Genomic DNA, 24215 nt, shown 5'->3' with positions numbered 1-24215 from the left:
TGGAACCAATAAAAAATTATTGGCACTGACATTCATCGACACACTATTGAGTTCTCAAAGAACACACGCACACACTTCTACCCAACATCTTCTCGGAGGGGTTTCGGTGAGGCAAGAGTTCAAACTTAGCTCAGGAACCATCCTGGAAGCAAGTCCCAGTCGGTGTAACCCTGAACACATGATCAGTCAGGCGCTCAACGTCCTACCTCGTGTCTGCAACCGCTTGGCGGCTGAGTCGGTGTCCGTGTCGCTCTGACTCGAATAAAGTTACGTGTTGACTAACGCGAAGTCAAATCGCCTGGTCAGCGGGCCTATTTCGGCACATCTACCCGTTCGACCTGTCCCCCGAGCGCCTGCATCTGCTCCACAAACCTCGGGTAACCGCGGTCGATGTGATAGACGTCGTGGACTTCGGTGACACCGTCGGCGACCAGGCCGGCCAGCACCAGGCCAGCGCCCGCGCGGATGTCGGAAGACCAGACCGGCGCGCTCGACAGCCGCGGGATCCCGCGCACCACAGCATGGTGACCGTCGGTCCTGGCGTCGGAGCCCAGCCGGATCATCTCCTCCACGAACCGGAACCGCGCCTCGAACACGTTCTCGGTGATCATCGAGGTGCCGTCGGCGATCGCGGCCAGGCCGATGGCCATCGGCTGCAGGTCGGTGGGGAAGCCGGGGAACGGCAGCGTCGCGAAGTTCACCGCACGCGGACGTTCGGCCTGCACGACTCGGAAGCCGTTGGGCTCGTAGGAGATTCGCGCGCCAGCGGAACGCAGCTTGTCCAGCACCAGGGCCAGGTGCTTGGGGTTCACGCCGGTGACCCGGACGTCGCCGGTGGTCATCGCGGCGGCGATCCCCCAGGTGGCGGCGACGATGCGGTCGCCGATCACCCGGTGGGTGGTCGGCGACAGGCTCTTCACGCCCTGCACGGTCAGCACCGAGGAACCGGCACCTTCGATCCGAGCACCCATCTGTACGAGCATGGTGCACAGGTCGACGATGTCGGGCTCGCGCGCCGCGTTGTCGATGACCGTCTCCCCCTCGGCCAGCACCGCGGCCATCAGGATGTTCTCGGTCGCGCCCACCGACGGGAAGTCGAGGCGGATCCGCGCACCCTGCAGCTGTTCGGCCGACGCCACCACGCAGCCGTGCTCGATCGAGCTGGTCGCACCGAGCAGGCGAAGGCCGGCCTGGTGCATGTCCAGCGGTCGCGAACCGATCGCGTCGCCGCCGGGCAGCGCCACCACGGCGCGTTTGCAGCGCGCCATCAGCGGGCCGAGCACACATACCGATGCGCGGAACTGCGTCACCGCGGGGAAATCCGCGTGGTACTTGGGTTCGGCGGGGGTATCGATGGTGACCACCGAGTTGTCGCCGCCAACGTCGTCGGAGATCGTCACGTCGCAGCCGAGGCCGCGCAGGACCTCCGCCATCAGGGGGACATCGAGGATGTCGGGGCAGTTGGTGATGGTGGTCGTGCCCTCGGCCAGCAACGAGGCAGCCATCAGCTTCAGCACGCTGTTCTTCGCGCCGCCGACCGCGACCTCGCCGACGAGCCGATTACCGCCGGAGACCAGAAACCGTTCGCTCACCACGTCAGCTTATCGACCGTTGGGCCACGACACGCGCCCCTGCCACCAACAAAGCCAATTCGACCGTCGGCGAAGCGCTTTCAGCGCGGCAGGCCGCCACCGGGTTGCCACAGCACATCACCGTCGGGATTGGTGGCCCGACTCAGGATGAACAGCAGGTCCGAGAGGCGATTGAGGTATTTCGCGGGCAACACACTGGTGTCGTCGGGGTGTGCCGCCACCGCGGACCACGCCGAGCGTTCGGCGCGCCGAACAACGGTGCGCGCGGTGTGCAACAACGCAGACAACGGCGTGCCGCCGGGCAGAATGAACGAATTCAGCGGTGCCAGACCGTCATTGAACTCGTCACACCACGTTTCCAGCCGGTCGATGTACGGCTGCGTGATCCGCAGCGGCGGGTACTTCGGTTCGGCGACAACGGGGGTGGACAGATCGGCGCCCGCATCGAACAGGTCGTTCTGGATCTGACGCAGTACCGCCAGCACCGCGGGCTCGGGCGCACCGAGAGCAACGGCGACGCCGAGCGCCGCGTTCGCCTCGTCGCAGTCGGCGTACGCGATCAGCCGCGGATCGTTCTTGTCCACGCGGGAGAAATCGGAAAGGCCGGTCGTGCCGTCGTCACCGGTTCGGGTGTAGATCCGAGTCAGGTGCACGCTCATGAGGGGCCTCCGCGAGTTCGGCGGGCGCGATCGGACGGCCGCGACTCCACCCAGGACAGAAAAGCCGCCATCGAACCGCGGTCGAGCGCCAGCTCGAACTTGCTCTGCGGATCGGTGACGGCTACCACCACGATGTCTTCGGTCATGATGTCGAACTCGTCGCCCTGCGGGGCTCGACGCTCGACGATTTCCAGGCCCTGTCGATGCACCGTGGAATCGGGACCGAATTTCAGGCTGGTGAGTTTGAAGAAGACGAGGCGATCCTCGTCGTAGCGGATCAGGCCGTGGCGCCAGCCCTGGCCACCGCGCGCGGGCAGTGTGCGTAGTAGCGCGGCCGTGCCGCCGCGGCGCAACATCACCAGGCGATAGGTCGAAGCACCGGCGACGAACAGCAGCGTGAGCACCAGAATGATCAACAGAACCATCCCGGTTTGCAATGCCGTACGCCCTTTCGCTCTTGCCGGTGTCGTGGACACCTCTGCCCAGCCATTCAATCACGCCCGCTACGGTGCCCTGCGCCCGGACCGCCTTTCCCCCGAAAGGGGCCCTTAAACAACGGAAGCCGGCGAGGAACTGTAAAAGTTCCTCGCCGGCTTCAGCGCTGTTCTACTTCGATCAGTCGGTGACGGTCGCTTCGACCGCGCGCACCTGGCCCTGGGCAGCACGCAGCTGCACCTCGGAGGCGGTGCTGTCGGACAGCACCTTGCGCGCCGCGTCGACGTCGACCTCGCCCGCGAGATCCGCGGACTCGGCCAACACCCGCACGGTGTCGGCGGTGACCGAGAAGAAGCCACCGTGCACCGCGGCCACGATCCGCTCGCCGTCGGTGGTCACGATCGAAACCGTGCCACCTTCCACGAGCTGACCCAGCAGCGGCTCATGGCCCGCCATGATGCCGATCTGACCTTCGGTGGTCTGCGCGCTGACGAACGAAGCCTGGCCGGACCAGAGCTTGCGTTCGACAGCTACGAGATCAACTGTCATCTCCGCCATAGTGGACTACTTCCCGAGGATCTTCTTCGCGGCTGCCTCGACGTCGTCGAGACCACCGCAGGAGTTGAACGCCTGCTCCGGGTAGTGATCGAACTCGCCCTTGCAGACACGGTCGAAGTCGTCGATGGTCTGTTCCAGCGGAACGACCGAGCCGACCTGGCCGGTGAACTTCTCGGCGACGATGAAGTTCTGACCCAGGAACTTCTCCAGGCGACGGGCGCGACCGACGAGGACCTTGTCCTCTTCGGAGAGCTCGTCCATGCCGAGGATGGCGATGATGTCCTGCAGTTCCTTGTACTTCTGCAGGATCCGCTTGACCTCGTTGGCGACCCGGAAGTGGCGCTCGCCGACGATCGAAGCCTCGAGGATACGAGAGGTCGAGGTCAGCGGGTCGACGGCCGGGTAGATGCCCTTCTGCGAGATCGGGCGCGAAAGCTCGGTCGTCGCATCCAGGTGGGCGAAGGTGGTCGCCGGCGCCGGGTCGGTGTAGTCGTCGGCGGGGACGTAGATCGCCTGCAGCGAGGTGATCGAGCGACCCTTGGTCGAGGTGATGCGCTCCTGGAGCTGACCCATCTCGTCCGCCAGCGTCGGCTGGTAACCCACGGCCGAAGGCATGCGACCCAGCAGGGTCGAGACCTCGGAACCGGCCTGGGTGAAACGGAAGATGTTGTCGATGAACAGCAGCACGTCCTGGCCCTTGACGTCGCGGAAGTACTCCGCCATCGTCAGCGCGGACAGGGCGACACGCATACGCGTGCCCGGCGGCTCGTCCATCTGGCCGAAGACTAGGGCGGTGTCCTGGAGGACGCCCATCTCTTCCATTTCCAGGTGGAGGTCGGTGCCCTCACGGGTACGCTCACCGACGCCCGCGAACACCGAGGTGCCCGAGAACTCGCGAGCGATACGGGTGATCATCTCCTGGATCAGCACGGTCTTGCCGACACCGGCACCACCGAACAGACCGATCTTGCCGCCCTTGACGTACGGGGTCAGCAGGTCGATGACCTTGACGCCGGTCTCGAGGATCTCGGTCTTGCCCTCGAGCTGGTCGAAGCTCGGCGGCTGACGGTGGATGCCCCACTGCTCGCCATCGCGGCCGAGGCCGGGAGTGTCGAGGCAGTCGCCCAGCGCGTTGAACACGTGGCCCTTGACGATGTCGCCGACGGGCACCGAGATCGGCTTACCCGTGTCGGTGACGATCGCGCCACGGACCAGACCATCGGTCGGCTGCATCGAGATGGTGCGCACGATGTTGTCGCCGAGGTGCTGAGCGACCTCGAGGGTCAGGGTCTTGGCCACCGACGCGAGCTTGATGTCGGTGTGCAGAGCGTTGAAGAGCTCGGGGATGGCACCACGCGGGAACTCGACGTCCACGACGGGGCCGATGACACGGACGACCCGGCCGGCGGTTTCGCCCACCTGGCTCGCGTTGTCCTTAGTGACAGCTGCGGTCATTGGTTTGGATTCACTTCCTGCGCGTTTAGTCGCGGTCCGAGCTCGACGCCAGCGCATTGACGCCGCCGACGATTTCGCTGATTTCCTGCGTGATCTGGGCCTGACGCACCGAGTTCGCCTCGCGCTGGAGCACATTGGCCAGCTCGTTGGCGTTATCGGTGGCCGCCTTCATTGCGGTGCGCCGAGCCGCGGACTCGGATGCCGCTGCCTCGAGCAACGCTGCGTAGATGCGTGTGTTGACGTACTTGGGCAGCAGAGCCCCCAGCAGCACGTCGGCATCCGGCTCGAACTCGTACTGTGCCGACACCACCACGTTCGGCGCGTCCGACATGATGTCGTCGCCGAGTTCGTAGTTCTCGTCGACGAAGCTGACCTGGATCGGCGCCAGACGACGCACCTCCGGGGTCTGGGTCAGCATCGACACGAACTTCGTGTACACGATGTGCAGCTCGTCGACACCCTCGATGGTTCCGGTGCCGTCCAGCGATTCGACTTCGCCGTCGGAGCCGGCCATGAAGGCCTCGACCAGGTGCTTGCACGCGGACGACGCATCGGTGTACTTGGGCTGCTGAGAGAACCCGAACCACGATGCCTGCAGCGCACGGTTGCGGAACCGGTAGTAGGTGATGCCCTTGCTGCCCATCACGTACACAACAGGTTCTTTGCCGTCGCCACGCAGCGTGGTCATGAGCTCTTCGGCGCGCTTGAGCACGTTCGAGTTGTAGCCACCGCACATACCGCTGTCACTGGTGATCACCAGGACAGCGGCCCGACGAGCGTTGGGACGCTCGGTCAGCAGCGGGTGCGACAGGTTCTTCGAAGCGCTCGCCAGTTCGCCGAGGACCTTGGTGATCTCCTCGGCGTACGGCTTGGCAGCCGCAACCCTGGCCTGGGCCTTGGAAATTCGCGAGGTCGCGATCAGTTCCTGAGCCTTGGTGATCTTCTTGATCGAATTCACACCACGAATGCGGGAGCGCAATTCGCGCAAACTAGCCACTAGCGGTTCACACTCCCCTCATTCGTCAGATCGGAAATTGCCGACATCATGAACCCGGCTTACTTGTCGACGTGCTTGCGAGTGACCGACAGCGACTCGACCTCTTCGTGGTCGAGCTCGCCCGCGGCGGCCTCGTTCACGATGCGCTTGCCGTTCGAATCCAGGAAGCCCTGCTTGAACTTCTCGGTCTCGGCCTTGATCGCGTCGGCGGCTTCGCCGGCCAGCGGCTTCTTGCCACCCTCGAGCGCGTCGAACGAGCTCTGGGTCGCGCCGTGCAGGTACTCGAGCAGCTCGGCGGTGAAGCGACGCACGTCTTCGACGGGCACCGACTCGTAGAAACCGGCGTCGACCAGGTAGATCGAGACGACCTGATCCTCGACCGAGACCGGCGAGTACTGGTCCTGCTTGAGCAGCTCGACCCAGCGGGCGCCACGCTCGAGCTGCGCCAGCGACGCGGCGTCGAGGTCGGAGGCGAAGGCGGAGAACGCCTCCAGCTCGCGGTACTGCGCCATTTCCAGACGCAGCGAACCGGCGACCTTCTTCATGGCCTTGGTCTGGGCTGCGCCACCGACACGGGAGACCGAGGTACCGACGTTGATCGCCGGGCGGACGCCCTTGTTGAACAGGTCGGACTCGAGGAAGACCTGGCCGTCGGTGATGGAGATGACGTTGGTCGGGATGAACGCCGAGACGTCGTTGGCCTTGGTCTCGATGATCGGCAGACCGGTCATCGAGCCGCCGCCCATGGCGTCGGACAGCTTCGCGCAACGCTCCAGCAGGCGGGAGTGCAGGTAGAACACGTCACCGGGGTAGGCCTCGCGGCCCGGCGGACGACGCAGCAGCAGCGAGATGGCGCGGTACGCCTCGGCCTGCTTGGTCAGGTCGTCGAACACGATGAGGACGTGCTTGCCCTGGTACATCCAGTGCTGGCCGATGGCCGAACCGGTGTACGGAGCCAGCCACTTGAAGCCGGCCGAGTCGGACGCGGGGGCGGCCACGATGGTGGTGTACTCCATCGCGCCGTGCTCCTCGAGCGCGGACTTGACGCCCGCGATGGTGGAGCCCTTCTGGCCGATCGCGACGTAGATGCAGCGAACCTGCTTGTTGACGTCGCCGGTTTCCCAGTTCGCCTTCTGGTTCAGGATCGCGTCGATCGCGACGGCGGTCTTGCCGGTCTTGCGGTCGCCGATGATCAGCTGACGCTGGCCGCGGCCGATGGCCGTCAGCGCGTCGATCGCGGTGATACCGGTGGCCAGCGGCTCTTCGACCGGCTGACGTTCCAGCACGGACGCGGCCTGCAGCTCCAGCACGCGGCGCTCGTCGGACTCGATCTCGCCCAGGCCGTCGATCGGCTGGCCGAGCGGGTTGACGACGCGACCGAGGAACTTGTCACCCACGGGAACCGAGAGCACGTCGCCGGTGCGACGGACCTGCTGGCCCTCCTCGAGCGAGGCGTACTCGCCGAGGATGACGGCACCGATGTTGGTGTCCTCGAGGTTCAGCGCGACGCCGAGAACCCCGCCGGGGAACTCGAGCAGCTCGTTGGCCATCGCCGAAGGCAGACCGCTGACGTGGGCGATACCGTCGCCGGTATCGGTCACGAGGCCGACTTCTTCGATGGAGGTTTCCGGGGTGTAGCTCTGGGTGTAGCTCTCGATCGCGCTACGGATCTCGTCGGAGGAGATCGTCAGCTCCGCCATGTTGTTCCTGCTCTCGCTGTGGTCTCGAATGTCGGGGGTTGGGAAGTTGCTGTGTGCGGGCCCTTGTCAGGACAGCGCGCGGCGCAGCTTCTCCAGTCGGCCGGTGGCGCTGCCGTCGATCACGTCGTCTCCGACGCGGACGACGACGCCGCTCAGCAGCGTCGGGTCGACCTGCACGTGCACGGTGACGGCCTTGCCATAGATCCGCTGCAGGGAAGCCGACAGCTTCTCCTTCTGCTGATCGTTCAGCTCGACTGCCGAGTTCACGTGGGCGACGATCTGGTCACGACGTGCCGCCGCCAGATCGGACAGGGCGTCGAGGGAGACGCCGATGTTGTTGGTCCGCAGCCGGGTGACCGCCTGCTCGGCCAACGCCAGGGTGACCGGCTCGGCCTTGCCGGTGAGCAACCGCACGATCAGTTCGCGCCGCGCCGAAGCGGGCTTTCCCTGGTCGGACAGTGCCTGTTCCAGCTTCGGATTGTCGGCGACGATGCGTCCGAGCCGGAACAGCTCGTCCTCCACCGCGTCCTGACGCCCACCGACAGCAGCGGACTCCAGCAGAGCCTCCTGCCCCAGCAGCACCAGGGTGTCGACCAGGTCGCGGGTGCGTGACCAGTTCTGAGCCACCGCGGTGGTCAGCACTGCCTGCGTGGCAGCGCTGACCTTGCCGCCGAAGACCCGTTCGCTGAGTTCAGCGCGCGCCGAACCCGGCACCGAGGAGTCCGCGAGCGCCACACGCAGCGAACGCTGGTCGTCCAGCACGGCGACAACGGCGAACAGTTCCGACCCCGTTGTGGCCGCAACAGTTTCGCTTCCGGTCAGGGCGACCCGAAGCGCCTCGCGAGACCGGGTACTGGCCTCACGGCTCGCTGCGTACATGCTTCTCACTTTCGCGTCGCTACCTTCCGACCCCGATGGAGTTGGTGTCGTCGAGTTCGCTGAGGAACTTGTCGATCGACGCCGCCTGCTTGGCTTCGTCCGAAACAGACTGACCGATGATCTTCTCGGCCAGGTCGACGGCCGTACGGCCGACCTCGGAACGCAGCTCCGTCAGGATCTGCTGGCGCTGGGCTTCCAGCTGGGTGTGACCGGCGGCGACGATGCGGTCGCTTTCGGCCTGGGCGTCCGTGCGCATCTGCGCCAGGATCTGTGCGCCCTGGGTGCGCGCATCCTCGCGGATACGTGCGGCCTCGAGCCGGGCGTCGGCGAGCTGCTGCTGGTACTGCTCCAGCGTGTGCTGCGCCTCGGCCTGGGCTGCTTCGGCCCTGGCGATACCGCCTTCGATCTTGTCCGTGCGCTCTTCGAGTGTCTTGGTCACACGCGGGATCACGTATTTCCAGAAGAGCACGCCGATGATGACGACGCAGACGATCGACCAGACGATGTCGTACGTTGCGGGGAGGAGAGGATTCACATCCTCTCCACCCTCGGCTGCGAGCGTGATGATTTCGCGCATCGGAATCAGAAGATGAAGCCGGCGACGAGGCCGATCAGCGCCAGCGCCTCGGTGAACGCGATACCGAGGAACATGGTGGTGCGGATCTGGCCGGACAGCTCGGGCTGACGCGCGATGCCTTCGATGGCCTTACCGACGACGATACCCACGCCGATGCCGGGGCCGATCGCGGCGAGACCGTAGCCGAGGGCACCGAAGCCCTTGAAGGTGCTCTCGGTGGTCGCGGCTTCCTGGGCCAGGTAAGCGAGGCTCATGAATCTTTCCCTTTCTGTTGCTCACCCGCCGGTCGGCGTGTGTAGCAGGTTTCCGGTCGTTGGTCAGTCAGGTCAGTGGTCGGCAGCGTGCTGCGACTGGCCGATGTACACGGCGGTCAGCAGCGCGAAAACGTAGGCCTGCAGGAAGATCACCAGCAGCTCGAACAGCGTGAAGCCGATGCCGGCCAGCAGCGAGAAGGGCGAGAAGACCTTCATCCACGCGGTGGCATCGAACAGGAAGTACCAGGTCGCGCTGAAGAACAGCACCAGCATGATGTGGCCGGCCAGCATGTTGGCCAGAAGACGCACGGTCAGCGTGAACGGGCGCAGGATGAAGGTCGAGATGAACTCGATCGGGATCAGCAGCACGTGCAGCGCGACCGGCACGTCGGGCACGACGATGCTGTGGCGGATGTAGGAGAAGAATCCGTACTTCCGGATGCCGACGTAGTTGTACGTGATGTACACGATCGCGGCCAGGACGATCGGCATGCCGATGCGCGCGTTGGACGAGATGTTCAACCCGGGAATCACACCGGAGAAGTTCAGGAACAGAACCGTGAAGAAAATCGTCGCGAGCAGCGGCAGGAACTTCTTGCCGGTTTCCTTACCGAGGACCTCGTCGGCGATCTGCTCCTTGACGAAAACCACACCGGCTTCCATCACGTTCTGCAGGCCGCGGGGCACGATCTTCGGCGACCGGAAAGCCAGCACGAAGACGGCCACCAGAACGGCGGTCATCAATAGGCGGACCAGCATCAGGCGATCGAGTTCGAACGGCGTCCCCGCGAACAGCACTGCTGGAGGGTAGAAGTCGGACAGCGATGGCGCGTGAAACTCGCCCGCCGCCAAAGTGATGACGCTCAGCGTTCTCTCCCGTGTTCGGGCCGCGGGTACGACGGTCATTCCCGCGGTTCGATCGGACATTGACGATCAATGGGGTCGACTCTGGTCGGCTCGAAATTCGACAGCCGCTCGTACGGTGTAACCCGTACTGCTACTGATCGGGCGTCGGCGACATCGTCGACATGCTTCAACCGGGCACATTCCACCCGGATCGGCAGTAAGCATAGCGGCACCGGGTGGGATCTCGATGATCCCCCCTGGCAACCCGAGGCATTGCCCCGAGTTCGTCGGGTTGCGCCTCTAGCTTGGGTGCTTGCTTACCAACACTTTACCAAGCTATCTACGACAGTGTGTAGCTGGGTTGGATTATTCCTGCTCGGAAGCCGTTTCGCCGTCTCCCGCGCGTGTCGTGACGTACGGAACCTTCTGGCTCACAACGCCGTACGTCTCCGCGCCCAGCACGATCAGCAGGGCTCCCACCACGGTAAAGAACAGTGCGGGCCTGCTGTAGAAGTCGAACTGGTTCAGCACCACGATGACCAACAGCGCCACCAGCATCTTGCCGACCCAGCTGACCAGCATGACCGCACCGGCCATGGTCGGCGGCAGCTTGGCGCCGATCAGGACCGCCACGACCGTGGTGAGAATGAACCCGCCACCGATCGCGGAGCCCAGCAGCGCGCCCCACAGGCCGGGCATCCCGGCCACCGCGGCGGCGATCGCCACCGAGACGACCACGAGCACGCCGAGGCCGATCAGGCCGTAACGCAGGGCGGCGCGCAGGGGGGCATCGGGGCCGGGCACGGGTTCGGGTGTAAAGCTCACGCGCCGAACTTTACCTTGCGCGCCGATCTCACTGTTTGGCCGACTCTGTCCGTCTTATCGAGGGGATCGCGGTCACTACCAGCGCGAACACCAATCCGCCCGCCACCAGCAGGACAACCAGACGCCGATCCATCAGCGAGGTTCCCACCGCGCCGAAAGCCAGCACACCGACCCATAAATAGATCAGCAGGACCACGCGACGGTGCGAATGTCCGATCTGTAGCAATCGGTGATGCAGATGCATTTTGTCCGGTGTGGAAAAACTCACGCCCGCGCGCACCCGGCGCACGATCGCCAGCAACAGATCCAGCACCGGAATGAACATCACCGCGCCCACCAGCAACAGTGGGGACAACAGGCCGACAATGTCACGCGGGCCGTAACCCTGCAGCGGAATTCGACCCGAAGCACCGGTGGAAACCGCCGCCAAGATCAAACCGATCATCATCGAACCGGTATCGCCCATGAATATTCGGGCGGGCGAGAAATTGTGTGGCAGAAATCCCAGGCACGCGCCTGCCAGTGCGGCGGCCAGCAACGCGGGCGGATAGGTGTCCACCGAGCCGCCCTGGTCGTAGAGCAAACCGATGGAGAACACGAAAACAGCGGTCGCGCAGATCAATCCCAGACCCGCGGCCAGTCCGTCCAAACCGTCCACGAAATTCATCGCATTCACCAGGGTGACGGTGATGGCGACGGTGACGAGACCGCCCTGCAGTGCGTCCAGCACCACGGTGGTGTCGTTGAACGGGTTGTAGATCACGTACCAACTCAGGCCCATCACGGCCATCACGCCGGCCGCGGTGATCTGTCCGACGAATTTGGTGAGCGCGTCCAGGCCCCACCGGTCGTCGACGATGCCGACCAGCACGATGATCGTGGCGGCCACCAGCACCGCCGGAATATCGGGGGCGTAGTCGAAACCTCTTCGCAGCGCGGGCAATTGGTGCGCGAACAGCACCGCGGCGACCACGCCGATGTACATGCCGACACCGCCCATGCGCGGCACCGGCTTCACGTGCACGTCACGCTCGCGCGGCACCGCGACCGCGCCGAACGCGATGGCCAGCACTCGCACGCCGCCGGTGGCCAAGAAGGTCACCGTGGCCGAGACCAGCAGCACGAGCAACAGCTCGCGCAGGGGAACGACTGAACTCATCAGTGGCGTGCGATCACCGCTGCGCGGCGGTGGTCAGGGCTTCGGGCGCCATGCCCAGCACCTCCGCGATATCGGCCACCGACACAGCACCTTCCCGCAACACCCGCGGCTGATCCGCGGTGAGATCCACGATCGTCGAGGCCACGGCGTGCTCGGCCGGACCACCGTCGAGATACACGCTCGCCAGCGACCCCAGCTGCTCGCGCGCTTCCGCGGCGGTGGTGGCGGGCGGCTGCCCCGAGACATTGGCACTGGATACCGCCAGCGGCCCCACTTCACGCAACAGTTCCAACGCCACCGGATGCAACGGCATCCGCAACATCACGGTCCCCCGGGTATCGCCGAGGTCCCAGGCCAGCGAAGGTGCCGCTTGCACAACAAGACTCAGGGCACCGGGCCAGAACGCGCGGATCAGTTCCCGCGCCTGCGGCCGCACCGAGAACACCAGTCCGTCGATGGTGTGCCACGACCCGACCAGCACCGGCACCGGCATATCGCGCCCGCGTCGCTTGGCCGCGAGCAGATCGCTCACCGCGGCGGAATCGAACGCGTCGGCGGCCAGGCCGTAGAGCGTGTCGGTAGGCATCACGACCAACCTGCCGGACTTCAGCGCGCTGGTTGCGGCGGTGACTCCGGCGGCCCGCGAATCGGCCTCGGCACAGTCGTAGACGGTACTCACGGGGCTTATCCTAGGGATGTTGACTGGCAACGACGAAGCGGGGCTTGCCTGCGAGGTCGGGGTGTTCGGTGACGTCGTTGAAACCGGCCGAACGCAACAGTGCCGCTACTCCCCCACCGTTGGTGTCGTCGTGCTCGATCGCCGTCGCGCCGCGAGGGCGCAGCAAGCGGGCGATCGTGGGGACCATCGCGCGGATCACGTCGAGGCCGTCCGGCCCGCCGAACAGGGCGCGGTGCGGGTCGTGGTCGGCTACCTCGGGATCGAGGACGGCCGCTTCGGGGACGTAGGGCGGGTTGGAGACGACCAAGTCGACGGTGCCCTTCAGGGGGGTGAGCAGTGTTTCGTCGGTGACGTCGTCGGCGTGCAGGGTGATGGGGGTGTCGCCGGCGGCGATGCGGGAGTCGGCGTTGCGACGGGCCCAGATGATGGCGTCGGGGTCCAGTTCCACGGCGTGGACCTGGGCGTCGGGGCGGGCGTGCGCAAGCGCGAGGGCCAGGGCGCCCGAACCGGTGCACAGGTCGACCACGATCGGCGCGTGATCGTGCGGCAGCGTCTCGAGGTAGGCCAGCGCCCACGCGAACAGCAGCTCGGTTTCCGGGCGGGGGACGAACACGCCGGGGCCCACGGCCAGGTCGATTTCGCCCATCGGTGCGGTTCCGGTCAAGTGCTGCAAGGGAATTCGCGCGGCGCGCTGTTCGATCAATGCCCGGTAGCGGTCGGCGACCTCCGGCTCGACCATCGGGATCAAGGCCAACCTCATGCGCTGGGTGTCCAGCACATGGGCGGCCAGGTTCTCCGCGTCGGGCATAGGCGAACCGACGCCCGCCTCGGCCAACCGCGCGGCGGCTTCGACGATCAGCGGACGCAATCGCAGACGTTCGGTCATCGAATTGCTCCGAATGCCCGCGTGCCCGACGCGACGGCGTCACGGTACCGACCTCGCACACCGGAACTGGTCTGGCACGCGACCGACTGCGGGCTGCTCATGTCGGTTACTCCGCGGCCATGCGCGCGTCGCGGTCCGCCTTGCCCAGCGCGTCCAGCAGCGGGTCCAGCTCGCCGTCGAGCACGGCGTCGAGATTGTGCGATTTGAAGCCGATGCGGTGGTCGGCGATCCGGTTCTCCGGGAAGTTGTAGGTGCGGATGCGTTCGGAACGGTCGACCGTGCGGATCTGGCTCGCGCGCCCGGCGGCGGCTTCCTGGTCGGCCTGTTCCTCGGCCAGCGCCTGCAGTCGCGCGGCCAGCACCTGCATCGCGCGCGCCTTGTTCTGCAGCTGCGAACGCTCGTTCTGGCAGGTCACCACGATGCCCGAGGGCAGGTGGGTGATGCGAACGGCGGAGTCGGTGGTGTTGACGCCCTGGCCGCCCTTGCCCGACGACCGGTAGACGTCGATGCGCAGGTCGGTTTCGTCGATCTGCACCTGCTCGACCTCGTCGGGCTCCGGGTAGATCAGCACGCCGGCGGCGGAGGTATGGATGCGGCCCTGCGATTCGGTCACCGGCACGCGCTGCACCCGGTGCACCCCGCCCTCGAACTTGAATCGCGACCACACACCGTCGCGCGCGGCGTCCTTGCTCTTGATCGACAGCGTCGCGTCCTTGTATCCGCCCAGGTCGGAATAGGTGACATCCAGCGTCTCCACCTTCCACCCGTGCCGCTCGGCGTACCGGATGTACATGCGCGCCAGATCGGCGGCGAACAACGCCGATTCCTCGCCACCTTCGCCGGACTTCACCTCGAGCACCACGTCGTCACCGTCGTGCGGGTCACGCGGGGCGAGCAGATCGGCCAGCGCCTGCTCGAGTTCGACCTGTTGCGCCTCGAGTCCGGGCACTTCGGCGGCGAAAGAAGAATCATCGGAAGCCAGCTCACGAGCGGCCTCGAGATCATCGCGGACGGCCTCGAGCTTGCGATAGGTCGACATCACGGGCGCCAACTCGGCAAACCGCTTACCAACACGCCGCGCCGCTCCGGTGTCGTTGTGCAACGACGGATCGGCGAGCTGCATCTCCAGACCCGCGTATTCGGCGAGGATGTCGTCGATGGCAGACGGCTGCGTCACGTGAAGTTCCTTATTTTGTGCGAAAAAGCGAATGACCTCGGGCAGAGAAACCACCGACGCCCGGCCTGCAGAAGCAGTACCGGGCGTCGGGGGAGGTAACTAGGAAGCGTCTTCGGTCTTCTTGGCACCGGGGCGCTTGCCGTAGCGAGCCTCGAAGCGAGCAACGCGGCCGCCGGTGTCGAGGATCTTCTGCTTGCCCGTGTAGAACGGGTGGCACTGCGAGCAGACCTCGACCGAGATCTGGCCGGACTCCTTGGTGGAGTGCGTCTGGAAGGTGTTGCCGCAACCACACACAACGGTGGTCTCGACATACGTGGGGTGGATTCCTGCCTTCATGGGCGTCCTCTCGATAATGGTCGCCGGGTCGTATCCCCAAGAAGTGGGGTACGTGAACCGGAACCGACTAGGCGGGAGTCTGCGAAACCTCGCAGACACACAGCGGTCCAGTATGCCAGATCAGGCCGCACCCACTGAGAACACCCCCCACCTCAGCTTTGTTCCCCGAAATACAGCAAGGGCCCCGCCGAAGCGGAGCCCTTGTCGTAGTTCTAGACGATCACTCGTCCAGAGCGCTCGGTGCGGTCTTGGAGACCGTCATCAAGAACTCGAGGTTGTTCTTGGACTTGCGCAGACGATCCATCAGCAGATCGATCGCCTGGTGCGAATCCAGACCCGACAGCACGCGACGCAGCTTGTGCACCACGGCCATCTCGTCGGGCGACAGCAGCAGTTCATCGTGCCGGGTGCTCGACGGGTTGATGTCCACCGCGGGGAACACGCGACGTTCGGCGATCTTGCGGTCGAGCTTGAGCTCGGCGTTGCCGGTGCCCTTGAACTCCTCGAAGATCACCGTGTCGCCGGTGGAACCGGTCTCCACCATCGCCGTGGCGATGATGGTGAGCGAGCCACCGTTCTCGATGTTGCGTGCCGCGCCCAGGAACCGCTTGGGCGGGTACAGCGCGGTCGAGTCGACACCACCGGACAGGATGCGGCCCGAGGCAGGCGACGAGTTGTTGTACGCACGACCCAATCGAGTGATCGAATCCAGCAGCACCACAACGTCTTTGCCCATTTCCACCAGACGCTTGGCGCGCTCGATGGCGAGCTCGGCGACGGAGGTGTGGTCACCCGGCGGGCGGTCGAAGGTGGAGGCGATGACCTCACCCTTCACCGAACGCTGCATATCGGTGACCTCTTCGGGACGCTCGTCGACCAGCACGACCATGAGGTAGCACTCGGGGTTGTTGATCGAGATCGCGTTGGCGATGTCCTGCATGATCGTGGTCTTACCCGCCTTGGGCGGGGACACGATCAGCGCACGCTGACCCTTACCGATCGGCATGATCAGGTCGATCACGCGCGTGGTGAGCTTGTTCTGCGCGGTTTCCAGGCGCAGGCGCTCGTTCGGGTACAGCGGGGTGAGCTTCTGGAAGTCCGGACGTCGACGCGCCGCATCCAGATCGCCACCGTTGACGGTGTCCAGTCGAACCAGCGGGTCGAATTTCTGACGCTGGTTGTTCTGCTCGCCGTCGCGCGGGGCACGCACCGCACCGGTGATCGCGTCACCGCGGCGAAGGCCGTTCTTGCGCACCAGGTTCATCGACACGTACACGTCGTTGGGGCCTGCGAGGTAGCCCGACGTCCGCACGAACGCGTAGTTGTCGAGGACATCGAGGATGCCGGCGACCGGCTGCAGGACGTCGTCCTCGCGAATGTCGTAATCGCGGGCCTCGGTCGGGCCGTTGCCCACCGGACCACCGTCGCGGTCGCGACCACGACGACGCTCACGGAACCGACGTCCCCGGCGACCGCGGCCGCCTTCCTCGTCGTCGTCACCACGGTCGTCGCGGGGTCCGCGATTGCCGCCGGCGTTGTTGCCGTTGGAGCCCTGATTCTGGTTGCGCTCGTTCTGATTACGCTCGCCACGGTTGTTGCCGCCGCGATCGTTGCCATTACGGTCGTTGCGCTCGCCACGCTCGGCACCATTGCGGTCGCCACGCTCGCGTCGACGATCGCCGGAGTCGCCACCCTCGGCCTTGTCTGCCTGCTTGGGCTCCTCGGCGCGATTGTCGGCCCGGTTGTCGCCGCCCGCGTTGCGGTTGTCGGCGGACGCGTTGCGGTTCTCGGCGGAAGCGTTGTCGCCACCACCGGAACGGCCCTGGTCACGCCCACGACGCTGCCTGCCACGACCACGCTGACCGCTCTCGCGACCGGAATCCTCACCGGCTTCGGCGGGGGCATCGGTCTTGACCTGCTCGGTCTTGGCAGGCTCGGTCTTGGCCGGCTCGGCCTTGGCCGGCTCGGCCTTGACCTGCTCGACCGGAGCCTGCGCGGCCTTGACCTCGACGGCCTCGACCGGCTTGTCAGCCTTGGCGGCCTTGGGCGCTTCGGACTTGGCGGGCGCGTCGTTCACGACAGGCGCGGCGGTCTCGGTGCGCTTGTCGCCGCGAGCGGGCGCACCGGCCTGATTTTCCTTGATAGCGGCGATGAGATCGCCCTTACGCATTCCGGAGGTGCCTCGGATACCGAGCTCCCCCGCCAGTGCGCGCAACTGCGGCAACAGCATTCCAGTCAGCCCCGATCGTGCGACGTCGGTGTGTTCGCTCATTTTCGAAATCTGTCCGGATTCACTTTCGCGGCTGCCCGAGTTCGTAGGGTTGGAATCCACCCCGGGTGTCGCGAGCAGGTCCGTTTCTGTCACGGAAGTCCTTTCCTTCCCTCGAATGCCTTGCGCTGATTCGAGGGTTCCGTTCCGTAGACCCGGCAACATATGCCGAGCTCGGATTATGCGTCCATGTTCGACGCCTGTGCCGTACTACCCGCCGCGGAAGACCGGAGGCTTCGCCACCAGAAGACAGTGGTGATGGGGAGCGATTGCCCTGATGAAGCACCGGCGTCTGATGCGCACGATGTACGGACTTGCCCAGAATAGCTGCCCATTGCGAACAACGGCAAGGCAGGCACGCCGTCAGTGCGTTTCGACCCCGTCGGCAATGCCGGGTTCGAGCACGCGCAAACCGTCCGATTCGGCTTGTTCGCGCAGGTCATCGGGGAATTCTTCGGTGGTCAACGCCAGAATTGTCGGTCCGGCGCCCGAAACGGTCGCCGCGATTCCCGCGTCACGCAACCGCGCGATCCACTTTGTGGTCAGCGGTAGCGCGGGCGCACGCTGGGTCTGGTGCAGCCGGTCCTGCGTGGCCGACATCAGCAGATCGGGGCGTTCGGTCAGCGCGACCACGGCCAGCGCCGCCCGGCTGACGTTGAACGCGGCGTCGCCGTGCGGCACCTGCTCGGGCAGCAGCCCGCGGGTGTGCGCGGTGGACGAGCGCTCCTGCGGGATCAGCACCACCGGACGCAACGCGGGCGACGGCGTCAGCCGCACGGCCCGGTAGTCACGCCCCGACACCGCATCGGTTTCGGTCCACGACACCACGATTGCGCCGAGCACGCTGGCCGCGGCATTGTCGGGATGGCCTTCGAATTCCGAGGCCAGCTGCACCAGACGGTCACCGTCCAGGCGCAGCGCGGGATCGAACTTCGCGGCAAGCCCCGCACCGGCGGCCAGCCCACCGACCACCGCGGACGCACTGGAACCCAGACCCCGCGAGTGCGGAATCACGTTGCGGCACACCACGTCCAGGCCGTCGGCCCACACACCCAGCGATTCCAGTCCGCGCTCGATCGCGCGGACCACCAGATGGGTCGGGCCCCATGGCACGTCGTCGGCGCCTTCACCCTCGACCCGGATGTTCAGACCCGATTCGGTTGTGCGCACCACGATTTCGTCGTAGATGCCCAATGCCATTCCCAGACAATCGAATCCGGGTCCGAGGTTGGCAGTGGAGGCGGGAACACGCACGGTCACTTCGAGACCGGCGGGCAGTGTCGCTGTCATCAGAGTGGGCTCGGGGCTCAACTCAGGCCAGCTCGAGTTCGCGGGCGATAGCGACCGGGTCCACGGCGACGGGCTTGACCTCGGGCATTCCGGCCAGGGCGTTGTCGGGGTCCTTGAGACCGTTGCCGGTCACGGTGCAGACCACGGTCAGGCCCGAATCCAGCCAGCCTTCCTTGCGCGCGGCCAGCAGTCCGGCAACGCTCGCGGCGGAGGCGGGCTCCACGAAGACGCCCTCCTTCGCGGCGACGAGGCGGTAGGCGGCCAGGATCTCGTCGTCGGTGGCCGCGCGGAACGCACCACCGGACTGCTCCTTGGCTTCCATCGCACCGTTCCACGACGCCGGGGCGCCGATCCGGATGGCGGTGGCGATGGTCTCGGGGTCCTTCACCGGAGCACCGTGGACCAGCGGCGCGGCACCGGCGGCCTGCACGCCGAGCATGCGCGGCAGCACCTTGGTGATGCCGTCGGCGTGGTACTCGCGGTAGCCGCGCCAGTAGGCGGTGATGTTGCCCGCGTTGCCGACCGGCAGCACGTGCACATCGGGGGCCTTGCCCAACACGTCGCAGATCTCGAACGAGGCGGTCTTCTGCCCTTCGATGCGCGCCGGGTTCACCGAGTTCACCAGGCCGACCTGCGGGAATTCCGCGGTGACCTTGCGTGCCAGCTCGAGGCAGTCGTCGAAGTTGCCCTCGACCTGGATGATCTTGGCGCCCAGCATCACGGCTTGGGCCAGCTTGCCCATCGCGATCTTGCCCTGCGGGATCAGCACGGCGCATTCCATGCCGGCGCGGGTGGCGTACGCCGCGGCCGAGGCCGAGGTGTTGCCGGTCGACGCGCACAGCACGGCCTTCTGACCGCGGTACTTGGCGTCGGTCATGGCCATGGTCATGCCGCGGTCCTTGAACGAACCCGTCGGGTTGGCGCCCTCGACCTTGAGGTACACCTCGCACCCGGTGAGTTCGGACAGGTACGGCGCGGGCACCAGCGGGGTGCCGCCCTCGAACAGGGTCACCGGCTCCCAGTCGGCCGCACCGGCCAGGCGGTCGCGGTAGGCAGCGATCAGACCGGGCCAGCGCGAGTGCACGCCGGTCTGGGGGGCGATGCCGGTGGAGCTCATTCTTCGGTGCCTTCCAGTCTTAGAACGCTGGTCACAGCGGTCACGGATTCCATGTCCGCCAGTACTGCGACAGTATCTGCCAGCGACGATTCCACCGCATGGTGGGTGACGACCACGAGTCGGGCGCCGTCGCCGTGGCCCTGCTGACGCACCGTGGAGATGCTCACCCCGTGTTGTGCGAAGGTGTCGGCGACCGCGGCGAGTACGCCCGGACGGTCCTCTACCTGCAGGTTCACGTGGTAGCGGGTGGGGGTGTCGCCGATCGGCGCGATCGGCAGTTCAGCATAAACCGATTCGCCGGGCGCACGCCCACCGTAGAACTTGTTGCGCGCGGCCATCACCAGGTCGCCGAGCACGGCCGACGCGGTGGGGGCGCCACCGGCACCCTGGCCGTAGAACATCAGGCGACCGGCGTTGTCGGCTTCCACGACCACCGCGTTGAACGCGCCGTTGACCGAGGCCAGGGGGTGCTTGCGCGGGATGAGTGCCGGGTACACGCGCACGGAGACGCGATCCTTGCCGCCCTGCGCCGAGGTCGGCTCGCCCGGACCTGCGGAAACGCGCTCGCAGATGGCGAGCAGCTTGACCGTGCAGCCCACCGCCGAGGCGGTTTCGAGGTCTTCAGCGGTGATCTTGGTGATGCCTTCGCGGTACACGTCCGCCGCGGTCACCCGCGTGTGGAACGCCAGCGAGGCCAGGATCGCGGCCTTGGCGGCGGCGTCGTAACCCTCGACGTCGGCGGTGGGGTCAGCTTCGGCGTAGCCGAGCGCGGTGGCCTCGGCGAGCACGTCGTCGTAGGCGGCGCCGGTCTCGTCCATGGCCGAGAGGATGAAGTTGGTGGTGCCGTTGACGATGCCGACGACCTTGTTCACCCGGTCACCCGACAGTGACTGGATCAGCGGCCGGACCACCGGGATCGCACCGGCGACGGCGGCTTCGAAGTACAGGTCGGCGCGGCTGCCCTCGGCGGCGGCGGCCAGTTCACCGGTGTAGTCGGCCAGCAGCGCCTTGTTGGCGGTGACCACGGACTTGCCCGCGGCCAGTGCGTCGCCGATCAGCTTGCGCGCGGGGTCGATGCCGCCCATGACCTCGACCACCAGGTCGACATCGTCGCGGGCCAGCAACGCCTCGGCGTCGGTGGTCAGCAATTCGGCGGGCACACCGCGGTCCTTGCTGATGTCGCGCACGGCCACGCCGCGCAGTACGAGCGGCGCACCGACTCGTGAGGCCAGGTCGTCGGCGTGATCGCGCAGTACGCGAACCACCTCGGTACCGACAGTGCCCATCCCGAGTACGGCTACACCCAGCGGGCGTCCCGCGTCTTTGGTGCCGTTCATTGTTCCACCTCCAGGCTGAGCAGGTCCGCCACCGTTTCCCGGCGCAGAATCAGTCGCGACGCACCGTCACGCACCGCGACCACGGCGGGTCGAGTGAGCAGGTTGTAGCGACTGGACATCGAATAGCAGTAGGCGCCGGTCGCCGCGACGGCGACCAGATCCCCGGGTGCCGCGTCGGCGGGCATCCACGTGTCGCGAATGACGATATCGCCACTCTCGCAATGCTTTCCGACCACGCGAGCGACGACCGCATGGGCGTCCGACGAGCGCGAGACCAGACGGCAATCGTAGTCGGCCTGGTACAGCGCGGGGCGGATATTGTCGCTCATCCCGCCGTCCACGCTGACGTAGCGACGACGCGCGCCACCGTCGAGTTCGACATCCTTGATGGTGCCGACCTCGTACAGGGTGACCGTGCCGGGGCCCGCGATGGCGCGACCCGGCTCCACGGCGATGGTCGGCTCGGGCAGGCCTGCGCGGGCGGCTTCGGCGGCGACCAGGGCGCGCAGGTTGGTGGCGAACTCGCCCAGCGGGGGCGGGCTGTCGCTGGGCAGGTATGAAATGCCAAGGCCGCCACCGAGATCCAGCGTCGAGATCTGGGCGGTGCGGTCGATGCCGAACTTGTCGATGGCCTCGCGCAGCAGGCCGAGCATGCGGCGGGCGGCGATTTCGAAGCCGTCCAGTTCGAAGATCTGCGAGCCGATGTGGCTGTGCAGGCCGACCAGGCGCAGGTTGTCGGCCTCGAAAACTCGCGCGAGAGCTTGCATGGCGTCGCCACCGGCGATCGAGAAACCGAACTTCTGGTCCTCGTGGGCGGTGGAGATGTACTCGTGGGTGTGGGCTTCGACGCCGACGGTCACGCGGACCAGCACGTCCTGCACCACGCCCGCGGCACCGGCGACCGCTTCCAGGCGGTCGATCTCGTACAGCGAGTCCACCACCACGTGCCCGACCCCGGCCGCGACGGCGGCTTCGAGCTCGATCACGGATTTGTTGTTGCCGTGCAAGGCAATTCGCTCGGCAGGGAAACCGGCGTTCAACGCAACCGCCAGCTCACCACCGGAGCACACGTCGAGCGACAGTCCCTCGTCGCGGATCCAGCGCGCGATCTCGCCGCACAGGAACGCCTTGGACGCGTAGTGCACGCGAGCATTGGGCCCGAAGGCCTGCACCATGTCGCGGCAGCGCGACCGGAAGTCGTCTTCGTCGATGACGAACAGCGGCGTGCCGTACTGCTGCGCGAGCTCGGTGACGGGCACGCCGGCCAGCCGAACTACGCCATCATCACCGCGAGAAGCGTTGCGCGGCCACACATTCGCGGGCAGGTCGATCATTTCCCGCGGGTCGGTGGGGCGCTGCGCGAGACTGGGCGCGTGGGCGATTTCTGCGTGCCGGGGACCGGCCGGGTGTGCACCACTCATCGTTGTGCGTCCTTCCTGAAAAGCTTGCCGGTGTTCACATGCGCTCCGGTGCGGTCACGCCGAGCAGGGCCAGGCCGTTGGCCAGCACCTGACGGGTCGCCTTGACCAGTTCGAGGCGGGCGGCGTTGAGCGGGGTGACGACGTCGTCGCCCTTGGGCAGCACGCGCATGTCGTCGTCGGACTGGAACGGGTGGTAGACACCGGCCAGTTCTTCGAGGTAGCGGGCGATGCGGTGCGGTTCGCGGGTGTCCGCGGCGGTGGCGACCACGCGCGGGAAATCACCGAGCGTGCGAATCAGATCGCCTTCGCGCGCGGACGTCATCAACGCGAAATCCGGTGCGATGGAAGCGAATTCGGCGAACTTCGCGGCATTGCCGATGATGTTGTTGGTCCGGGCGTGCGCGTACTGGACGTAGTAGACCGGGTTCTCGCTGCTGGCCTTGGTCCACAGGTCCAGGTCGATGTCGATGCTCGAGTTCACCGAGGACCGCACCAGCGCGTAGCGGGCGGCGTCGACGCCGATCTGCTCGACCAGGTCGTTGAGCGTGACCACGGTGCCCGCGCGCTTGCTCATCTTCACCGCGACGCCGTCCTTGACCAGGTTCACCATCTGGCCGATCAGCACCTCGACGGTGTCGGGGTTGTCACCGAACGCGGCCGCTGCCGCCTTCAACCGGCCGATGTAGCCGTGGTGATCCGCGCCCAGCATGTAGATGGCCAGGTCGAACCCGCGCCCACGCTTGTTCTGGAAGTAGGCGATGTCACCGGCGATGTAGGCGGCGTTGCCGTCGCTCTTGAGGACCACGCGGTCCTTGTCGTCGCCGTACTCGGTGGACGCGATCCACCAGGCACCGTCCTTCTCGTACAGGTTGCCCGAGTTCTTGAGTTCTTCGACCGCACGCTCGACCGCACCGGAGGCGAACAGTTCGCTCTCGTTGAAGTACACGTCGAAGTCGGTGCCGAACTCGTGCAGATCCGCGCGGATCTGCGCGAACATCTGCTGCACGCCCTCGCTGCGGAACAGCTCGTGCCGCTCGTCGGCGGACAGGGTGAGCACCTCGGGATGCGCGGCGACGATGCCCGCGCTGATCTCCGAGATGTACTCGCCTGCGTACCCGTCCTCGGGGGTCGGCTCGCCCAGCGCGGCCGCCACCAGCGACTTCGCGAAGCGGTCGATCTGCGCGCCGTGGTCGTTGAAGTAGTACTCGCGGGTCACGTCGGCGCCCTGCGCGGCCAGGATGCGCCCCAGCGCGTCACCGACGGCGGCCCAGCGGGTGCCACCCAGGTGCACCGGACCGGTCGGGTTCGCCGACACGAACTCGAGGTTGATCTTGGTATCGGCCAGCGCGGCGCCGGTGCCGTAGACATCGCCCGCGGCCAGGATCTGGCCCACGATCGCACCCTGCGCCGAAGCGGCCAGTCGGATGTTCAAGAAACCGGGACCGGCGATCTCCGCCACATCGATTCCCTCGCTGGCAGACAGCGCCTCGGCCAGCCAACCGGCCAGCTCGCGAGGATTGGTTCCCACCCGCTTGGCCACCTGCATGGCCACATTCGTGGCATAGTCGCCGTGTTCGGGGTTGCGCGGACGCTCTACTGTGACCTGCTCGGGCAGGACCGACGAGTCCAGTCCGCGTTCGACAAGCACCTTCGCCGCGGTGGTACGAAGGAGATCTGCAAGGTCAGCTGGAGTCACGAGTCTCTATCCTATTGGCTGGGCCCCTTGCAACCACTACCGCCCGCCACGAACCCACCGATCCACACGTC

23 protein-coding genes are annotated in these 24215 nt (G+C 66.2%); all 23 read right to left on the bottom strand.

Annotated features, from left to right (window positions below):
• Nucleotides 1-311: 311 nt before the first annotated feature.
• Nucleotides 312-1592, bottom strand: coding sequence for a UDP-N-acetylglucosamine 1-carboxyvinyltransferase (gene murA, locus ACFWVD_RS24620; RefSeq protein WP_379246574.1), 1281 nt, complete (start codon nucleotides 1590-1592; stop codon nucleotides 312-314).
• An 80-nt stretch (nucleotides 1593-1672) separates the two neighbouring features.
• Entirely contained in the window at nucleotides 1673-2251 is a 579-nt protein-coding gene (locus tag ACFWVD_RS24615) for a cob(I)yrinic acid a,c-diamide adenosyltransferase (RefSeq protein ID WP_379246572.1), read from the bottom strand.
• A complete protein-coding gene (locus ACFWVD_RS24610; protein ID WP_379246570.1) occupies nucleotides 2248-2676 on the bottom strand; it encodes a DUF2550 domain-containing protein in 429 nt (142 codons plus the stop codon). Before ACFWVD_RS24610 ends, ACFWVD_RS24615 begins: the two co-directional genes overlap by 4 nt.
• Before the next feature lie 190 nt (nucleotides 2677-2866).
• Entirely contained in the window at nucleotides 2867-3244 is a 378-nt protein-coding gene (locus tag ACFWVD_RS24605) for a F0F1 ATP synthase subunit epsilon (protein WP_379246568.1), read from the bottom strand.
• A gap of 6 nt (nucleotides 3245-3250) precedes the next feature.
• Nucleotides 3251-4699 (bottom strand): F0F1 ATP synthase subunit beta, encoded by a 1449-nt coding sequence (gene atpD, locus ACFWVD_RS24600; RefSeq protein ID WP_379239363.1) that lies wholly within the window; start codon nucleotides 4697-4699, stop codon nucleotides 3251-3253.
• Nucleotides 4700-4724: 25 nt separating this feature from the next.
• Nucleotides 4725-5696, bottom strand: a complete 972-nt coding sequence (locus tag ACFWVD_RS24595; protein ID WP_379239362.1) for a F0F1 ATP synthase subunit gamma — start codon at nucleotides 5694-5696, stop codon at nucleotides 4725-4727.
• A 59-nt stretch (nucleotides 5697-5755) separates the two neighbouring features.
• Nucleotides 5756-7396 carry a F0F1 ATP synthase subunit alpha gene (gene atpA / locus ACFWVD_RS24590; protein ID WP_379239361.1) on the bottom strand — a complete coding sequence of 547 codons (1641 nt, stop codon included), beginning with the start codon at nucleotides 7394-7396 and terminating at the stop codon, nucleotides 5756-5758.
• A 66-nt stretch (nucleotides 7397-7462) separates the two neighbouring features.
• On the bottom strand, nucleotides 7463-8275 hold the full coding sequence (locus ACFWVD_RS24585) for a F0F1 ATP synthase subunit delta (protein ID WP_379246566.1): 813 nt from the start codon (nucleotides 8273-8275) through the stop codon (nucleotides 7463-7465).
• A gap of 19 nt (nucleotides 8276-8294) precedes the next feature.
• Nucleotides 8295-8852 carry a F0F1 ATP synthase subunit B gene (locus ACFWVD_RS24580; protein ID WP_379246564.1) on the bottom strand — a complete coding sequence of 186 codons (558 nt, stop codon included), beginning with the start codon at nucleotides 8850-8852 and terminating at the stop codon, nucleotides 8295-8297.
• Nucleotides 8853-8857: 5 nt separating this feature from the next.
• Complete coding sequence (locus tag ACFWVD_RS24575; RefSeq protein WP_379246562.1) at nucleotides 8858-9106, bottom strand: ATP synthase F0 subunit C; 249 nt, start codon at nucleotides 9104-9106, stop codon at nucleotides 8858-8860.
• A 72-nt stretch (nucleotides 9107-9178) separates the two neighbouring features.
• Nucleotides 9179-10033 carry a F0F1 ATP synthase subunit A gene (gene atpB, locus ACFWVD_RS24570; RefSeq protein WP_379246560.1) on the bottom strand — a complete coding sequence of 285 codons (855 nt, stop codon included), beginning with the start codon at nucleotides 10031-10033 and terminating at the stop codon, nucleotides 9179-9181.
• A gap of 285 nt (nucleotides 10034-10318) precedes the next feature.
• Nucleotides 10319-10777: a hypothetical protein gene (locus ACFWVD_RS24565; protein ID WP_379246558.1), complete on the bottom strand. Its 459-nt coding sequence runs from the start codon at nucleotides 10775-10777 to the stop codon at nucleotides 10319-10321.
• A 28-nt stretch (nucleotides 10778-10805) separates the two neighbouring features.
• Nucleotides 10806-11936 carry an MraY family glycosyltransferase gene (locus ACFWVD_RS24560; RefSeq protein ID WP_379246556.1) on the bottom strand — a complete coding sequence of 377 codons (1131 nt, stop codon included), beginning with the start codon at nucleotides 11934-11936 and terminating at the stop codon, nucleotides 10806-10808.
• Between the two features lie 13 nt (nucleotides 11937-11949).
• On the bottom strand, nucleotides 11950-12615 hold the full coding sequence (locus ACFWVD_RS24555; protein ID WP_379246554.1) for an L-threonylcarbamoyladenylate synthase: 666 nt from the start codon (nucleotides 12613-12615) through the stop codon (nucleotides 11950-11952).
• A 10-nt stretch (nucleotides 12616-12625) separates the two neighbouring features.
• Entirely contained in the window at nucleotides 12626-13501 is an 876-nt protein-coding gene (gene prmC, locus ACFWVD_RS24550) for a peptide chain release factor N(5)-glutamine methyltransferase (RefSeq protein ID WP_379246552.1), read from the bottom strand.
• A gap of 106 nt (nucleotides 13502-13607) precedes the next feature.
• Nucleotides 13608-14678: a peptide chain release factor 1 gene (prfA, locus tag ACFWVD_RS24545; protein ID WP_379246550.1), complete on the bottom strand. Its 1071-nt coding sequence runs from the start codon at nucleotides 14676-14678 to the stop codon at nucleotides 13608-13610.
• 99 nt (nucleotides 14679-14777) lie between these two features.
• Nucleotides 14778-15014 (bottom strand): 50S ribosomal protein L31, encoded by a 237-nt coding sequence (rpmE, locus tag ACFWVD_RS24540; RefSeq protein ID WP_379246548.1) that lies wholly within the window; start codon nucleotides 15012-15014, stop codon nucleotides 14778-14780.
• A gap of 220 nt (nucleotides 15015-15234) precedes the next feature.
• Nucleotides 15235-17286 (bottom strand): transcription termination factor Rho, encoded by a 2052-nt coding sequence (gene rho / locus ACFWVD_RS24535; protein WP_379246546.1) that lies wholly within the window; start codon nucleotides 17284-17286, stop codon nucleotides 15235-15237.
• 360 nt (nucleotides 17287-17646) lie between these two features.
• Nucleotides 17647-18573 (bottom strand): homoserine kinase, encoded by a 927-nt coding sequence (gene thrB, locus ACFWVD_RS24530; protein WP_379246544.1) that lies wholly within the window; start codon nucleotides 18571-18573, stop codon nucleotides 17647-17649.
• 22 nt (nucleotides 18574-18595) lie between these two features.
• The gene (thrC, locus tag ACFWVD_RS24525) at nucleotides 18596-19690 is read right to left on the bottom strand and encodes a threonine synthase (protein WP_379246542.1); all 1095 of its coding nucleotides are present in this window, start codon (nucleotides 19688-19690) and stop codon (nucleotides 18596-18598) included.
• Nucleotides 19687-21027: a homoserine dehydrogenase gene (locus ACFWVD_RS24520; RefSeq protein WP_379246540.1), complete on the bottom strand. Its 1341-nt coding sequence runs from the start codon at nucleotides 21025-21027 to the stop codon at nucleotides 19687-19689. Before ACFWVD_RS24520 ends, thrC begins: the two co-directional genes overlap by 4 nt.
• On the bottom strand, nucleotides 21024-22448 hold the full coding sequence (gene lysA / locus ACFWVD_RS24515; RefSeq protein ID WP_379246538.1) for a diaminopimelate decarboxylase: 1425 nt from the start codon (nucleotides 22446-22448) through the stop codon (nucleotides 21024-21026). Before lysA ends, ACFWVD_RS24520 begins: the two co-directional genes overlap by 4 nt.
• Before the next feature lie 34 nt (nucleotides 22449-22482).
• Nucleotides 22483-24144 carry an arginine--tRNA ligase gene (gene argS / locus ACFWVD_RS24510; protein ID WP_379246536.1) on the bottom strand — a complete coding sequence of 554 codons (1662 nt, stop codon included), beginning with the start codon at nucleotides 24142-24144 and terminating at the stop codon, nucleotides 22483-22485.
• Nucleotides 24145-24215: the final 71 nt, after the last annotated feature.

The organism is Nocardia sp. NPDC058666 (genome assembly GCF_042714895.1).
Classification (GTDB): Bacteria; Actinomycetota; Actinomycetes; order Mycobacteriales; family Mycobacteriaceae; genus Nocardia.
The sequence above is the reverse complement of the archived record's forward strand: the minus strand, read 5'-3'. Positions and strand labels throughout refer to the sequence as shown.

Bases quoted from the DNA above. Each gene is read 5' to 3' on its own strand.
- ACFWVD_RS24615 (WP_379246572.1), bottom strand. From the start codon at position 2,251: ATGAGCGTGCACCTGACTCGGATCTACACCCGAACCGGTGACGACGGC.
- ACFWVD_RS24610 (WP_379246570.1), bottom strand. From the start codon at position 2,676: ATGGTTCTGTTGATCATTCTGGTGCTCACGCTGCTGTTCGTCGCCGGT.
- ACFWVD_RS24605 (WP_379246568.1), bottom strand. From the start codon at position 3,244: ATGGCGGAGATGACAGTTGATCTCGTAGCTGTCGAACGCAAGCTCTGG.
- atpD (WP_379239363.1), bottom strand. From the start codon at position 4,699: ATGACCGCAGCTGTCACTAAGGACAACGCGAGCCAGGTGGGCGAAACC.
- atpA (WP_379239361.1), bottom strand. From the start codon at position 7,396: ATGGCGGAGCTGACGATCTCCTCCGACGAGATCCGTAGCGCGATCGAG.
- ACFWVD_RS24585 (WP_379246566.1), bottom strand. From the start codon at position 8,275: ATGTACGCAGCGAGCCGTGAGGCCAGTACCCGGTCTCGCGAGGCGCTT.
- ACFWVD_RS24580 (WP_379246564.1), bottom strand. From the start codon at position 8,852: ATGCGCGAAATCATCACGCTCGCAGCCGAGGGTGGAGAGGATGTGAAT.
- ACFWVD_RS24575 (WP_379246562.1), bottom strand. From the start codon at position 9,106: ATGAGCCTCGCTTACCTGGCCCAGGAAGCCGCGACCACCGAGAGCACC.
- atpB (WP_379246560.1), bottom strand. From the start codon at position 10,033: ATGTCCGATCGAACCGCGGGAATGACCGTCGTACCCGCGGCCCGAACA.
- ACFWVD_RS24560 (WP_379246556.1), bottom strand. From the start codon at position 11,936: ATGAGTTCAGTCGTTCCCCTGCGCGAGCTGTTGCTCGTGCTGCTGGTC.
- prmC (WP_379246552.1), bottom strand. From the start codon at position 13,501: ATGACCGAACGTCTGCGATTGCGTCCGCTGATCGTCGAAGCCGCCGCG.
- rpmE (WP_379246548.1), bottom strand. From the start codon at position 15,014: ATGAAGGCAGGAATCCACCCCACGTATGTCGAGACCACCGTTGTGTGT.
- rho (WP_379246546.1), bottom strand. From the start codon at position 17,286: ATGAGCGAACACACCGACGTCGCACGATCGGGGCTGACTGGAATGCTG.
- thrB (WP_379246544.1), bottom strand. From the start codon at position 18,573: ATGACAGCGACACTGCCCGCCGGTCTCGAAGTGACCGTGCGTGTTCCC.
- thrC (WP_379246542.1), bottom strand. From the start codon at position 19,690: ATGAGCTCCACCGGCATCGCCCCCCAGACCGGCGTGCACTCGCGCTGG.
- ACFWVD_RS24520 (WP_379246540.1), bottom strand. From the start codon at position 21,027: ATGAACGGCACCAAAGACGCGGGACGCCCGCTGGGTGTAGCCGTACTC.
- lysA (WP_379246538.1), bottom strand. From the start codon at position 22,448: ATGAGTGGTGCACACCCGGCCGGTCCCCGGCACGCAGAAATCGCCCAC.